15 protein-coding genes are annotated in these 14,239 nt (G+C 69.9%); 2 read left to right on the top strand and 13 right to left on the bottom strand.

Translation table 11 applies throughout. From position 1 onward, the window contains the following. Nucleotides 1-2: 2 nt before the first annotated feature. Complete coding sequence (gene boxC, locus YIM_RS21000) at nt 3-1,625, bottom strand: 2,3-epoxybenzoyl-CoA dihydrolase (protein ID WP_153031971.1); 1,623 nt, start codon at nt 1,623-1,625, stop codon at nt 3-5. Nucleotides 1,626-1,759: 134 nt separating this feature from the next. Here boxC and YIM_RS20995 point away from each other — a divergent pair, with 134 nt between their 5' ends. After that, entirely contained in the window at nt 1,760-2,017 is a 258-nt protein-coding gene (locus YIM_RS20995) for a hypothetical protein (protein WP_153031970.1), read from the top strand. On the opposite strand, the gene YIM_RS20990 is transcribed toward YIM_RS20995, so the two are convergent. From YIM_RS20990 to YIM_RS20940, 11 genes are all read right to left on the bottom strand, one after another. Continuing rightward, nucleotides 2,018-3,316 (bottom strand): DUF4474 domain-containing protein, encoded by a 1,299-nt coding sequence (locus tag YIM_RS20990; RefSeq protein ID WP_228005010.1) that lies wholly within the window; start codon nt 3,314-3,316, stop codon nt 2,018-2,020. It lies immediately after the preceding gene. A gap of 5 nt (nt 3,317-3,321) precedes the next feature. Then, nucleotides 3,322-3,630: a hypothetical protein gene (locus tag YIM_RS20985; protein WP_153031968.1), complete on the bottom strand. Its 309-nt coding sequence runs from the start codon at nt 3,628-3,630 to the stop codon at nt 3,322-3,324. Between the two features lie 58 nt (nt 3,631-3,688). Further along, nucleotides 3,689-4,567, bottom strand: coding sequence for an alpha/beta fold hydrolase (locus YIM_RS20980; RefSeq protein ID WP_194240231.1), 879 nt, complete (start codon nt 4,565-4,567; stop codon nt 3,689-3,691). Nucleotides 4,568-4,615: 48 nt separating this feature from the next. After that, a complete protein-coding gene (locus tag YIM_RS20975) occupies nt 4,616-5,194 on the bottom strand; it encodes a TetR/AcrR family transcriptional regulator (RefSeq protein ID WP_153031967.1) in 579 nt (192 codons plus the stop codon). Between the two features lie 43 nt (nt 5,195-5,237). Then, a complete protein-coding gene (locus YIM_RS20970) occupies nt 5,238-6,041 on the bottom strand; it encodes an ABC transporter ATP-binding protein (protein WP_153031966.1) in 804 nt (267 codons plus the stop codon). Beyond that, a complete protein-coding gene (locus YIM_RS20965) occupies nt 6,038-6,709 on the bottom strand; it encodes a FadR/GntR family transcriptional regulator (RefSeq protein WP_153031965.1) in 672 nt (223 codons plus the stop codon). Before YIM_RS20965 ends, YIM_RS20970 begins: the two co-directional genes overlap by 4 nt. 216 nt (nt 6,710-6,925) lie before the next feature. Beyond that, a complete protein-coding gene (locus YIM_RS49655; RefSeq protein WP_153031964.1) occupies nt 6,926-7,696 on the bottom strand; it encodes a LuxR C-terminal-related transcriptional regulator in 771 nt (256 codons plus the stop codon). Nucleotides 7,697-7,869: 173 nt separating this feature from the next. Then, on the bottom strand, nt 7,870-8,910 hold the full coding sequence (locus YIM_RS20955) for an acyl-CoA desaturase (protein WP_153031963.1): 1,041 nt from the start codon (nt 8,908-8,910) through the stop codon (nt 7,870-7,872). A gap of 129 nt (nt 8,911-9,039) precedes the next feature. Further along, nucleotides 9,040-10,128: a ferredoxin reductase gene (locus YIM_RS20950; protein ID WP_153031962.1), complete on the bottom strand. Its 1,089-nt coding sequence runs from the start codon at nt 10,126-10,128 to the stop codon at nt 9,040-9,042. After that, nucleotides 10,128-11,225 (bottom strand): acyl-CoA desaturase, encoded by a 1,098-nt coding sequence (locus YIM_RS20945; RefSeq protein WP_153031961.1) that lies wholly within the window; start codon nt 11,223-11,225, stop codon nt 10,128-10,130. Before YIM_RS20945 ends, YIM_RS20950 begins: the two co-directional genes overlap by 1 nt. 260 nt (nt 11,226-11,485) lie before the next feature. After that, nucleotides 11,486-12,403 carry an NmrA family NAD(P)-binding protein gene (locus YIM_RS20940; protein WP_153031960.1) on the bottom strand — a complete coding sequence of 306 codons (918 nt, stop codon included), beginning with the start codon at nt 12,401-12,403 and terminating at the stop codon, nt 11,486-11,488. 97 nt (nt 12,404-12,500) lie between these two features. Here YIM_RS20940 and YIM_RS20935 point away from each other — a divergent pair, with 97 nt between their 5' ends. Further along, entirely contained in the window at nt 12,501-13,070 is a 570-nt protein-coding gene (locus YIM_RS20935; RefSeq protein WP_153031959.1) for a TetR/AcrR family transcriptional regulator, read from the top strand. Between the two features lie 174 nt (nt 13,071-13,244). On the opposite strand, the gene YIM_RS20930 is transcribed toward YIM_RS20935, so the two are convergent. Next, complete coding sequence (locus YIM_RS20930; RefSeq protein WP_153031958.1) at nt 13,245-14,141, bottom strand: LysR family transcriptional regulator; 897 nt, start codon at nt 14,139-14,141, stop codon at nt 13,245-13,247. Nucleotides 14,142-14,239: the final 98 nt, after the last annotated feature.

Genomic DNA, 14,239 nt, shown 5'->3' with positions numbered 1-14,239 from the left:
GCTCACACCCGCTTCCGGTCGAAGACGGCCTTCCGGCCGGTGCCGTAGCGCCGCAGCGCGCCATCGGGCCCGGCGGCGTTGGGCCGGTTGAAGATCCAGTTCTGCCAGGCGGTGAGCCTGCCGAAGATCTTGGTTTCCAGGGTTTCCGGGCCGACGAAACGGTGGTTGGCCTCCATCCCGGTGAGCGAGTCCGGGCTCAGCGCGGCCCGGCCTTCGAGCACGATCCGGATCTCGTCTTCCCAGTCGATGTCGTCGAGCGCGTCGGTGACCAGGCCCAGTTCGTTCGCCTCGGCCGGGGTGAGGGTATGGCCGATTTCCTTGCGCAGCCAGGCCAGGTGGTCGGTTTCCTGGTAGAACCGGGATTCCAGCCGGGACAGGCCGTTGCCCATCGGGAACCGGCCGAAGTTCGCCTCGGACAACCGGATCGAGGCACGCAGCGGGCTGTCCTCGTCCTCGATCGGCGGACCGTCCAAAATGTACTGCCGGTCGGCGGCGAGTGCGAGTTCGAGCAGTACACCGGCGAAGCAGCTGCCGGGCTCGATCAGCGCGATGAGACTGCGGCTGGTGACGTCGAGCCGTTTCAGCGTCCGCTTGTAGTAGTGGATGATCTCGTTGCACAGCCAGTCGTCCGGCTTGCCGAGCACCGCTTCCTCGTGGGCCAGTACGGTTTCGGCGTCCCCGGCGGTGCGGATCACCCAGGTGCCCAGCTCGGGTTCGTTGGTGCGGAGGCGGAGGATGAGGTCGTCGAGTTCGCGGGTCATGGTGAGCAGCCAGTCGGTGGCGTGCTCGTCGGGGCCGTGCACGGTGATGTCCACCGTTTCCGCGCCCAGTTCCGCTTTCACGTACCGGTAGGCGTAACCGTCGGGTTCGAGCGGAGTGAGTTCCACGCCCGTGGCATCCGCCGGGCGGGAGCTGCGCCCGGCCAGTTCCAGCGCACGCTGCCGGACGACCTCGGCGAAGTCCCGGCGCGGCGCGAGTTCGTCCACGAGCCGCCATTCGACCGCGGTCTTGCCCCGGATGCCGTCGCTGCGCGTGGCGAACACGTCGGCGCGGTCCTTGCGCACCCGGCGCTTGTCCACCACGCGGGTCAGCCCGCCGGTTCCGGGCAGCACGCCGAGCAGCGGGACCTCGGGCAGCGCGACGGTGGAGGAGTTGTCGTCGATCAGGATGATGTGGTCGCAGGCGAGCGCCAGTTCGTAACCGCCGCCCGCGCAGGATCCGTTCACCGCGGCGAGATAGGTCTGCCCGGAGTGCTCGGTCGCGTCCTCCATGGCGTTGCGGGTCTCGTTGGTGAACTTGCAGAAGTTGACCTTCCACTCGGGTGAGGACCCGGCCAGCATGCGGATGTTCGCGCCGGCGCAGAAGACATTGTCCTTGGCGCTGGTGACCACCACCGTGCGCACGCCGGGGTGCTCGAACCGCAGCCGCTGCACCGCGTCGTACAGCTCGATGTCCACACCGAGGTCGTAGGAGTTCAGCTTCAGCTCGTAGCCGGGCACGATGCCGCCGTCCTCGGCCACGTCCAGTTCCAGCCAGGCCACCGCCCCCTCGATCCGGAGGTTCCAGTGGCGGTACGCCGCCGGGGACCTGGTGAAGCTGACCTCCGGGCTGACCGTGGCCGTCATGCGACCTCCCTTTTTGTGGTGGTCCGCGTCGTGGTCTGGGTCACAGCCGTTTTATTATCGACACAAGGTCCGCGCTACGTCAATCTTCTGTAGAAGGTCAGCGCGGCGAGGACGGGTCCACGTACTGTCGGGTCATGAGCGGACCGAGCGGATCCGGCTCCCCGGAGGAGCTGGCGAGGGAGCTGCGCGCCAAGGCCAGGGTGGCCGCCACCGCGGCGTTGCGCGAGGGGCTGGTGGACATCGACAACCGCCACGGCCAGCACATGGCCGACGAGGTCGTCGCCCTGCTCGACATCGGCGACATCTTCGACGGCCTCGTCGAAGCGGGCCGAGGGACCGGGGAAGACGATGACGAGCAGCCGTACGAACTCAACACCAAGTACGAGTGGTGATCACTTCTCCCAGGTGTAGCTGATCGAGCCGTCCGGGTTGATCACCGGCTTGAACGTGGGATCCGCGGCGGCGTAGCGCTGCATCGCCTTGAACATCTCGTCGCGCATCGCCGGCCTGTCCTCGACGTGGATCGTGGCCCGCTGCCCCAGCGATTCCCGGTCCACGTTCGGATCGGTCTGGATCGCCAGGTTCCAGTAGTGCCGTTTGTCCGTGCCGTCGGCGCCCTGCCCGTCATTCGTCAGGTAGACGCGGTCGGGATTGTTCTTGTCGTAGATCTGCTGGGTCACCCGGATCTGTTCGTCGCCCTCGGCCGCCGAGTGGTAGCCGGGAATGTTGTCCGGCCCCTTGGGATCGGCATCCTTGGCGTACAGGGCCACCTCACCGCCGAACGACCCGCCGTGCCCGTAGCTGCCCTTCCACGCTTCGAACCGATACTGCTTGCCGGTCTCGGGATCGCGGAACTCGATGTTGGGATGACTGGTCTCGTGGAGTTTCATCCCGAGCGCCGGCCCCGCCTTGTCGTAGAGATCGTGCCAGCCGAAGTAGCTCTGCAACGAGTGCTCACCGGTGGTGTAGAAGTCGCCGTTCGAGCTGTACTTGAACCCGAAGTACTTGTAGATCTCGGCGGCGAGTTCCGGGTTCTCCATCAGCTTGTCCATCAGCAGCGACTTGCCGAGGTTCGGGTTCTTCATCAGCACGCTGAGGATGTGGCTCAGTTCGCTGAGCACGCCCGCGTCCTTCTCCCGCGCGGCACGCAGGACGGCACCGGCGTCCTCGTCGATGTGGCCCTTCATGCCGCGGATCGTCGCGCCCTCGTCGTTGAGGACCTTGTCGTAGGTCCGGACGATGCGCTCCATGTCCAGCAGCAGAAGCCCCTCCTGGATCTTCGTCTTCGCCTGTTTCGCCCAGGCACCGGGGAGTTTGAACGGGTTGTCCTCGGCTCCCTTCCACGCCCCTTCGAGTTCGGCCTCCAGAGCCTTGGCCTCCTCGCGGGTGCTCCTGGCTTCCCGTTGCGCCTTCTCCAGCGCGTCGCGCACCACCTCGAAGGACACCGCCGACTGCTCGAGATCGTCGGCCTGCCGCTCGCGATTGCGCCGGAAGTCGTCCAGGTGGGCCAGCGCCGATTCACCGGCGTTGCCCTGCCACGCCTGGCTCAGTTCGGTGCGCACACCGTCGAGCTGGGACTTGGCGGCGTTGACCGCTTCCTTGGTGGTTCTGCATTCCCGCGCGCGATCGTCCAGATCCCGGGTGCTGCCCTCGTCGAGCTTGCCGGCGAGTTCGTAGATCCTGTCGAACATCGCGGTCACCGATCAATCTTCGCGAAGCCGCCGTCGACGGCTTTGATGAACGCTTCGCGCGCGTCGGCGTCCTTGGCGTCGTAGGCCAGTGCCGCTGCCCTGATCTTCGCGACGATGGCGGCGGTCTGCTCTTCCGCCGCCTTCAGGTCGAGCTTCCTGGTCTCCAGCCACACCTCGTAGTCCGCCGCGTAACCGGCGGCGCCATCGGTACGGCCGACGTCCGGCGCCCCCGGCCCGGTCATCGACGGCGAGTCCGCCGCGGCCAGCGTGTCCGCCGCCCTGCTCAGGTCCTTGACGTGCACCTCGAAGTCCATGGCCCACCCTCCTGCCGGTTATGTTACAGAGACGCGGCAAATGTCTCACCGGTTCCGCCTACCGGATTCCGGCCAGGAACGGCAGGACCACCTCGGCCATCTCGTCGGGCACTTCTTCGGCGAGGTCGTGCCCGGCGTCGAACACGTGGCCGGTGACGTCGCGGGCCATCAACCGCATCTGGGACTCGCACCGATCACCGACGAACTGCGAACCGCCGAGCGCCAGTACGGGGATGTCCAGCTTCCGCCGCGCGGCCTGCCGGTTCTGCTCGGCGTCGACGAGCATCGCGCGGTAGATCGAAAGCATCGCGCGGATGCCGCCGGGCATGGAGTAACAACGCACGTACTCGTCGATCGCGTCGGGGGTCGCGCTGTCCGGGCGGGCGCGCTCGGACTTGATCATGTAGGTGATCAGCTCGCGCTCGCGCCCCGCGATCAGCATCTCGGGCACGTCCGGCTGGAAGTAGAAACCCAGATGCCACAGGTGCATGCCGGCGACGTTCTCCGCGGTGAGCGCGGTGTGCTCCTCGAAACCGAAGCCGGGGAACAACGCCTCGGTGAACACCAGCGCGGTGACTCTGTCGCGATGCCGCGCAGCGAGCTGGTAACCGATCACCGCTCCCCAGTCCTCACCGATCACGGCGTACTCCTGGTGCCCGAGATGGCTCATCAGCTCGGCGATGTCGTCGCTCATGGTCGCGGAGTCGTAGCCGTCGGCGGGGCGGTCCGAGTCACCGAGGCCGCGCAGATCGGGGACCACGACGGTGTACCGGGACGACAGTTTCGGGACGAGGTGGCGCCAGTGGTAGCCGGTCTTGGGCACACCGTGCAGCAACACCAGCGCCGGGCCGGTTCCGGCCGCCCGGTAGTGCAGGCTCGTTCCCCCGAGCGCGGCGCGTCCCGTGCGCAGCGGCGTGCCGTCATGGTCGACCATCATTTTCTTTCCCTTTCTGGAATGAACGATCCACTTTGAGCGCGTGAAAAATCAGCCGAGAGCCGCCAGGGCGACCTCCACGATGGGTTCGAGCGCTCTCGCGTCCGGGGTGATCTTCGACGAGACCAGCAGGCCGTTGAGGAAGGTGACCAGGAAGGCGGCCAGCGTGTGCGGATCCTGTTCCGCCGCGATATCACCGCGTTCCATCGCGACTCGCAGCACCTCGGCAAGCGCGTCCCGGCTGGCGTCCTGCATGTCCCGCACGGTGCGCCGGGTCGACTCGTCGGCGGGCAGCCGCTCGCAGGCGGCGTTGACCGCCAGGCAGCCCCGGCCGTTCTCCCCCACGGCGATCCGGAGGCGCTCGACCAGCATCGTCCGGATCGCCGACCGGGCGTCCGCCCCTTCCTTCAGGCTTTCCAGCGCGGCCGCGGCGAGGGTGGAGCGGTAGTGCTCCAGCGCGGCCCGGTACAGGCCCTCCTTGTCGCCGAACGCGGCATACACCGAACCCTGCCCGAGCCCAAGGTGCCGGGTCAGGTCCCGCATCGAGGTCGCCTCGTAACCACGCGACCAGAACAGTTCCATCGCACGGCTCACCGCCGCCTCGGTGTCGAACTCCCGGGTTCTGACCATGAACGCGACCGTAGCCTATCTGGATCGATCGTTCAAGAAAGGCTCAGGCGAAGGCCCCGCTCAGCCGCCGGGCCGCGCGGGCGGAGAAGCGGCCGTCCTGGTGGTGCACCTCGATGGGATGGTCGAAGGCGGCGGAGACGTTCGCGGTGGTGACGGTCGTGCCGACCGGTCCCGCCGACACCACGCGTCCCCCGGCCAGCAGCAGGGCGTGGGTGGTCGTGGCCGGCAGTTCCTCGAGGTGGTGGGTGACCAGGATCGACGCGACGCCGGGATGGGTTTCGTCGAGCAGGTCGATGGTCTCGAGCAGTTGCTCGCGCGCGGCGACGTCCAGGCCGGTGGAGGGCTCGTCCAGCAACAGGAGCCGGGGTTCGCAGACCAGCGCACGGGCCACCAGCGCCCGGCCCCGTTCGCCCTGGGACAGCGTCGGCCAGCGTTCTTCCGCCTTGCCGCCCAGGCCCAGCACGGCGATCAGGTCGTCGGCGGCGGACACCTCCGCCGGCGCCGGTCGCCAGCGCGGCGGCAGGTCGACCGTGCCGGTGATCCCGGTGAGCACGACCTCCCGCACGGTCAGCGGCGAACGCAGCGGATGCCTCGGATCGACGTGCCCGATGGTGCGGCGCAGCGCCTGCAGCTCGACCCGGCCCAGCTGCTCGCCGAGCACCCGCACGCTGCCCGTCGTGGGATGGGTCAGCGCGCCGCAGAAGCCGAGCACGGTGCTCTTGCCCGCGCCGTTCGGGCCGAGTAGCGCCCAATGCTCGCCCTCGCACACGGTGAGGCTGACTTCGTGCAGGATTTCCTTGCCCTGGCGGCGAAAGGTGACGTCGCGCAGTTCCAGCACCGCGCTCATGCGAACGCCCGCTTCAGCTCGGTCAGGTGGGCGCGGCTGGCCGCGGCCGCCGCCAGCGGGTCGCGCGCGGCGATCGCGTCCGCCAGGTCCGCGTGTGCCGCGTGATCGGCTTCGGGCGAGTCGAGCGGGCGGGCCCGGAGCATGTCGGTCATCGCCTTGCGGACACGCGGGACGAAGCTGTCGAACAACTCGGCGAGCACGTCGTTGTGCGCCGCGATGACCACGGCGCGGTGAAAGTCCATGTCCGCGTCGACGTGTTCCTCGATGCTCCGGTCCTGCCACCGGCGGTGCGTCAGCGCCCGCTTGATCGCACGCAGGTCCACCGGGGTGCGCCGCTCGGCGGCGAGCGCCGCGGCTTCGGCTTCGATGGCCACCCGCGCCTCGATCACCGAGACCACCGACGCGCGCCGGAGCACCGCGTCCCAGTCCTCGGTGACGTCGAGCGCGGTGACAAAAACCCCGGCGCCCTGGCGGGAATCGAGCACGCCCTTGCCCGCCAGCTCGCGGATGGCCTCGCGCAGCGTGGACCGCCCGACGCCGAGCTGCGCCGCGAGCGTCGCTTCACCGGGCAGCTTGTGCCCGAGCGGCCAGCGCCCGGACCGGATGCCGTCCAGCAGGACGTCCGCGGCCTGCGAACTCAGCGGACGGCGTTGTACCGATGGTGCCATGATCGCGACGTTACCACTGTTGTCTGCTTGTCTGAGGAGTCGGGTCGAACGACGGCGCCCGCGATCAGGACGGTGCCAGCGTGCTTAGGCGCCGGATTCGGTGCGTGGTCGTGGTAGCTGTCCAGGTGGCCGGTGGTCGCGGCTTTCGGCTTCAAGCGGAGCCGGTGGCGGGGCGGAGAGTTCGCGAGGCGGACTGCTCTCGGCCACCTTCACCCCCTACACCCCGTCGTGGTTCCCCGATCCGTTCCGCAGCCGGGCCACGAGCCGTCCCTCCGCCTCGTACGCCGAGACCGCGGCCCGCCGCGGTCTCAGGCCGGCGGCCCGCCCGATGGCGGCGGCCTCGAGCCTGCTGTGCACGTTCAGCTTGGCGAAGAGGTTGTGCGTGTGGGTCCGCACGGTATTGATCGAGACGAACAGCTCCTTCGCGATCCGGCTCGCCGGCTTGCCTTCGACGATGCCGAGCAGGACGTCGTTCTCCCGCCCGGAAAGGCATCCGAGCGGCGACCCGGGGGCGCGGGCGCGGTCGAGCTCGGTGCGCAGCTGGGCGAGCACAAAACCGATCAGCTCGGGCTCGAAGTAGGCCTTGCCCTCACAGACCCCGCGCACGACCGTGACGATGTACTCGGCGGAGCAGTTCTCCTTGCCGATCCAGGCGGTGACGCCCCAGCGGGCGGCGAGCGTGGTCCGAACGGGGTCGTGGCTGTCGGTCAGCACGACGATGCGGGCGCCGGGAGTGGCTGAAGTCAGGCAGCCGAACAGCGTCGCGGTGGCGTGCCAGGCCGGCTCGATGTCGATCACGAGCACCGACGGGCGGGCGCACGCGACGACGTCGGCCAGTCCCGGTGCGCTCACCCGCGAACGGCCCACCACCAGCAGGCCCGGCTCGGCGGACAACCTGGCGGCCAGTGCCTCGGCCAGCATTTCCTCGTCGTCGATCAGGAAAACCCGCACCGGCGGTGAAGCCCGCTTGTGCCCGGGAAGGTCCATGGCTGTCCGCCGCTCTCGTGCCGAGGAGACGCGATCGCCGGGGGCAGGGGCGGAACATCGCTGGTCGACTCACCATGCATCAGCGACGCGCCGGGACGCAACAATTCCCACCTGGATGTCCGCACCCGCCTAGCCAGTGCTTTGTAAGCGGCGGAGCCGCTTGCCGTGGGCCGTCAACGCGCCGCCGGTGCGCCCGGTCGCCGCAGCGGTTCGCCGACCTCGCGCAGGTGCTCCAGGACGTACCGGTACGACCGCAACAGGCCGCACTGCGCGTAGTCGATGCCGTGGCGCAGGCAGAACTCGCGGACCAGCGGCTGGGCGCGGCGCAGGTTGAACCGCGGCATGGCCGGGAACAGGTGGTGCTCGATCTGGTAGTTCAGCCCGCCGAGCAGGAAGTCCACCCAGTACCCGCCGCGCACGTTGCGGCTGGTGAGCACCTGCTTGCGCAGGAAGTCGAGCGAGGTCGCGTCGGTGTAGGTCGGCATGCCCTTGTGCCCCGGCGCGAACGAGCAGCCGAGGTAGACCCCCCACAATCCCTGGTGCACCGCGATGAACGCGATCGCCACCGGCGGCGACAGCACGGTGAACAGGGCGGTGAAGTAGACGGCGAAATGGGCGAGCAGCAGTACCGCTTCGGTGCGCCGGGCCTTGACCTCGCCCCGCCACACCACCTGGATGCTGACCCAGTGCAGGCTCAGCCCTTCCAGCAGCAGGAGCGGGAAGAACAACCCGGCCTGGTGCTTGGCCGTCCACCGGACCAGGCCCCGCCTGCCGCCGGTCTGGCCGCGGGTGAAGGCCAGCAGCGGGATGTCGAGGTCGGGATCCTCGTCCTCGTGGTTCGGGTTGGCGTGGTGGCGGGTGTGCTTGCCCATCCACCACCCGTAGCTGATGCCGACCAGCCCGCCGAGCACCCGGCCCAGGCGGTCGTTGGCGCGGCGGCCGCGGAAGATCTGCTGGTGCCCGGCGTCGTGGCCGAGGAAGGCCACCTGGGCGAACAGCACGGCGAAGCCGGCCGCGGTGGCCAGCTGCCACCAGGAGTCGCCGAGCGCGGCGAACACCAGGCAAAGCCCGGCGAAGGCCAGCAGGGTGAGGGCGATTTTGACGAAGTAGCCGGCCGGGCGCCGGTCCAGCAGTCCGGCCTGCCGGAGCTGTCGGGACAGGTCGGTGTAGTCACCCGTGCCGCGGGTCACCGCCGTTTCGGGGAGCGCAGGCATGATGGTCCTTCCGTCCAGGAGTCCTGCGTCGCCGAGGTCCGGGGCGACCGTTTCGTCCCTCCAGGATTCCCCCTCCGGCGCCGGGAAAACCACCTCCGCGCGAGTCGTTCCCGTTCCGTTGCCCCCGGCTCACCGGACCAGCACGCAGTCCCCGGCCGCCGCGGTGACGCAGGTCTGGATCTTCGGCCGGTCCCCGTGCCCGCCCCGGTGCTCGGCACCCGTGCGCAGATCGCGCACGCGGCCCTCGGCGAGCGGGACCACGCACGTGTGGCAGATCCCCATGCGGCAGCCGAAGGGCATGGTGATGCCCGCCCGTTCGCCCGCCTGCATCAGCGTGGTCGCGCCGTCCGCCTCGACAGACACACCGGAGGCGGCGAAGCGCACAGTGCCGCCCTCGGCCGTGCCGCCGTCGAAGGCGGCGCCGAAGGACTCCAGGTGCAGGGCGTCGGTCAGCCCGGCGGCCGCCCACACCGCCTTCGCGGCGTCGAGCATGGCGGCGGGGCCGCAGACCCAGGCCTGCCGTTCCCGCCAGTCCGGGCACAGCGGATCCAGCCCGGTGGCCAGTGACAGCCGTCCGTGGTGCCCGCTGAAGCGCTCGTGCAGCACCAGCCCGGGATGGCGGCGGCTCAGCTCGCGCAGTTCACCGAGGAAGAGCGTGGCATCGGCGTCCCTGGCCGTGTGCACCAGCACGACGTCGGTCATGCTGCCGCGCGTGTCCATCGTGCGCAGCATCGCCATCACCGGGGTGATCCCCGATCCCGCGGTGACGAACAGCAGCTTCGGCGGCGGCGGATCGGGCAGCACGAACTCTCCCCGCGGCAGGGCGAGCCGCACGACGGTGCCGGGTTCGAGGCCGCGGACCAGGTGCTCGGAGAGCATTCCTTCGGGCATCGCCTTCACCGTGATGGTGATGGTGCCACCGGAGTGCGCGGGCGCCGAGGTCAGCGAGTAGGAACGCCAGTGGAACCGGCCGTTCACCGCGACCGCGATGCCGACGTACTGGCCGGGCTGGTGCGCGAAGGTCCACCCCCAGCCGGGCTTGATCACCAGGGTGGCCGCGTCCGCGGTCTCCGGCACCACCGTGACCACTCGCCCGCGCAGCGCGCGGGCCGACCACAGCGGGTTGACCTGGGAAAGGTAGTCGTCGGGCAGCAGCGGGGTGGTCAGCCGGGCGGCCACCTCACGCAGGCGCCGGACGCCGGGCGGGAACACCGCCATCAGCCCTTCCGCCCGCCGGGAAGGGCGAGCCGGGCGATGGTGGCCAGCACCCCGGCGTACTGCTTGTGCAGCGGCCCGCTGGTGTACGGCAGGCCGTAGCGCTCGCACAGCGCGCGGATCTTCGGCGCCACCTGGGCGTACCGGTTGGACGGGAGGTCCGGGAACAGGTGGTGCTCGATCTGGTGGCTGAGGTTGCCGGTCATCAGGTGCAGCAGCGGCGGGCCGTCGAGGTTCGCCGAGCCGAGCAGCTGGCGCACGTACCACTGCCCCCGCGTCTCGCCGTCGAGTTCGTCCTCGGTGAAGGTTTCGGTCCCGGCCGGGAAGTGGCCGCAGAAGATCACCGCGTGGGACCAGACGTTGCGCGTGAGGTTGGCGACCAGGTTGCCGAGCAGGGCGGTCGGCGCCGCCAGGCCGGACAGCAGCGGGAACGCGACGTAGTCCTTGACCAGCTGACCGCGGATCTTGCGCCACAGCCCGGCCAGCTCCGTTTTCGCCTCAGGCCACGGTTTGGTGCCCGCGGCGACCTTTTCCAGTTCGATGTCGTAGATCGCGATGCCGTACTCGAAGCTCAGCGCGAGTGCGATGTTGTAGAACGGCTGCAGCAGGTGGACCGGCTTCCACTGCTGGTCCGGGTCCACCCGCATGATCGCGTAGCCGAGGTCGCGGTCCTTGCCGAGCACGTTGGTGTAGGTGTGGTGCACGAAGTTGTGCGAACGCTTCCACCCCTGCGCGCTGGACGCCGAATCCCATTCCCAGGTCGAGGAATGGATCTCCGGATCACCCATCCAATCCCACTGCCCGTGCAGCACGTTGTGGCCGATCTCCATGTTTTCCAGGATCTTCGCCGCGGCCAGCGCGCCGGTCCCGGCGACCCAGGCCGGCGGGAACAACGACACCAGCAGCAGCCCGCGCCCGCCCGCTTCCAGGCCGCGCTGCACCTTGACCACGCGGCGGATGTAGCGGGCGTCGTCCTCACCGAGATCCGCCATCACCTCGGCGCGGATCGCGTCCAGCTCGGCGCCGATGCGGTCCAGATCGTCCTCGGAAAGGTGGGCCGTCGACGCGGTGGTTCCCACCGTCGAACCGGTTGCCTTCATGGGTGTTTCCTCTCTCACGGCGCGCGGGCCGCACGATGACTTGCGGAGATGTCGAGAGGAAGCGGGGTCCTGGCCACTGCTCGATGTGCGTCGTCGCCACTCGGGCCGGATCGGCCCATCCCGCGTCCAGTATCCCCGAACCCGGCCCGGTTGTCGCCCCCGGCACCGGTTCGTGCGCGGCGCAGGCTCACCGCGTCCGCGATGAGCCCGACGACCGGCGGGGAACACCAACGCCAGGCCCATGCCGGCCGCGACGACCATCACGCCTTGAGTTCTCGCGCTCCCCGCGCCCAGTCCTCGAAGCGGGTCAGCGCGATGCCGAGGTCCTTCGCGAACTGCGGCCGCGCCGGTTGGCCCACGACGTTGAGCCACTCGTGCGAGGCGCCCATACCCGGCATTCCGGCGGCGAACGCCTCTTCCTCGGTCATGTCCGGCGCGGACAGCGGTGTGCCGAGCACGCGCGACAGGACTTCGGCGACCTCCTTCATCGGCAGGTAGTCGCCGGCCAGTTCCAGTTCGACTTCGTGGAACCGGTCCGGGTCGGTGATGGCCGCGGCGGCCGCGGCGCCGATGTCCTCCACCGCGATCAGGGACAGGTGCGTGGCGGGCTTGACCACGCTCACCAGTCCGCCCTCGATGCCGCGCGGGAACAGGAACTTCATCGACGGCAGGAAGTTCTCCATGAAGAACGCCGGCTTGAGCAGCGTCCAGCGGGCGAAACCGGCTTCGCGCACGCGGTCCTGGATGGCGCTTTTGGCGCCCAGGGTCGGTTCCATCGCGCTCCAGCGGCCTTCGGCCCAGCCCGGCGCCTCGACGTGCTGCCCGGCGCCGGAAACCGAGGTGTGCACGAACTGCGGCACCCCGGCGGCCTTCGCGCCCTCGACGAGATTGACGCCCTGCGCCACTTCGGCGTCGAAGTCGAACCCGTTCTCGGTGAAAGGGGCCTGCTGCACGGAAAAGACGGCACGCGCACCCTTCGCGGCCCGCGTCACCGACTCGCGGTCGTGGAGGTCGCCGGTGACCAGTTCGGCACCGAGCGCTTCGATCGCCCGCGCCCGGCCGGGGTCGCGCACCAGGGCGCGGACGGGCACGCCCGCGGCGAGCAGGGCACGGGCGGTGGCCCCGCCCTGGCGGCCGGTGGCGCCGGTGACCAGGACAGGATCGGACACAGTGGACATGACACTCCTTCGGGAAGCAAGAAATGGCGGGGCCCGCCACTTAGCTTCCGCTACGATACGGCGGGGCCCGCCACTTGGCAAACACGGAGGTCACGCCATGCCCGAGCACCAGCGCGCGGACGCGCGGCGCAACTACGCGCGGATCCTCGCGGTGGCCGAGGAGGAGGTCGCCGCGCACGGCGCCAACGCCTCGCTGGAGCAGATCGCGCGCACCGCCGGAGTCGGCTCGGCGACCGTCCGGCGGCACTTCCCCACTCGTCACGCCCTGCTCGAAGCGGTGTCCCACCAGCGGATCGAGGCACTGAGCGCCCGCGCGCGCGAACTGACCGGACAGGGCGACAGCCGCGACGCGCTGCTGGAGTGGCTCGGTGAGGTCGTCGCCTACAGCGCGACCGCCCGCGGGCTGGCGGCCGCGCTGGCCTACGACGTGCCCGATCCGGCCGGCGCGAACTCGTGCTCGTCGACGCTGGAAGAGGCGGGCACCCCGCTGCTCGACCGCGCGGCGGCGGACGGCGCGGTCGAGGCGGGCGTCACCGTGGCCGACCTGATCACGCTGATCGTCGGCATCGTGCTGGCGACGGAACACCGGCCCGACCCCGCCGCCGAAGCCGACCGACTGTTCCGGCTCGCGGTGACCGGGGTGAGCCCGGCGGCTCAACGCTGGTAGGCCTGCACCTCGGTCAGTCCGGTCTTGACACCGGGTGCATGGGTCAGCTGCACCTGGACTCGTTGCGCGCCGATCACGAGAACCGCCCCCGGTCGCGCGGAAGTTGCCGATCCGGCCGAGCCGGTCCGTCCACGACCGGGCGTGCGCGAGTCGACCGCTCCCCCGCCTTCGTGATCAGCCGAGTTCACGCAGTCGCGCCACCAGCAGGCCGGTGAACTGTCGTGCCGACCACGGCAGGCGCCTGCCCGGCATGGTCTGCACCTGCGCTTCGCGCTGCCGGAACACCGGGTGGTCCAGCCGCACGTAAGCCACGCCGTCGCTGTCGTCCAGGTCGCCGAGATCGCCGACGAGCGCGATGCCACCGCCGTCGCGGACGAACTCGTACAGCGGAGCCAGCCCGTCGCAGACCAGCACCGGTGCCACCTCGATCCCTTCCATCCGGGCGCCGAGGTCGAACAGCTCGCGCTGGCTGGTCCGCGACGACGCCAGCGCCAGCGGGTACGCGCACAGCTCCGCCAGCCCGAGCCGTTCCCGCCCGGCCAGTTCGTGTCCACAAGGGACAACCGCGACCACCTCGGTGACCACCGCGCACTCCACCCGCACGTCGTGCTGCGGGCCCATGGTGTAGGTCACCGCGACGTCGGCGATGCCCTCGGCCACCCGCCGGGTCGCCTCCTGCCGGGTGACGATGTCGAGCTGGAAGCTCACCTCCGGGTGCGCGCGCCGGAACTCCGACATCACCCGCGGCACCATCCGCCTGCCGAAGCCCTCCGAGCACGCCACGGCCACCCGGCGCGCCTCGGACGCGTCCGCGTGACGCAGTTCGCCGATCAGCGCGGCCGACTCGGCCTCGGTGCGCCGGGCGTGCGCGAGCAGGCGCGCGCCCGCGTCGGTCAGCGTCATCCCGCGCGGGTGCCTGGCGAACAGCGGCACCCCCAGCTCGGCCTCCAGCTTGGCGATCTGCCTGCTGATCGCGGACGGCGCCACGGTCAGCGCGCGGGCCGCCTCGGTGACCGAGCCGGACCGGGCGACCTCGGCGAAGTAGGTCAGGCCGACGGGCAGCAGCTGCATCGAGTCACCTTTCCTCCGGTTTGCCAATAATAGAACGCTCGATGACAAAATCGGCAATGGTCGTGCCCGCGAAACCGGCTTAACCTGCTCTGCGACCC

The organism is Amycolatopsis sp. YIM 10 (assembly GCF_009429145.1).
In the GTDB taxonomy this organism is placed as follows: domain Bacteria; phylum Actinomycetota; class Actinomycetes; order Mycobacteriales; family Pseudonocardiaceae; genus Amycolatopsis.
Note: the sequence above shows the minus strand (reverse complement) of the source record. Positions and strands in the feature narration are given on the sequence as shown.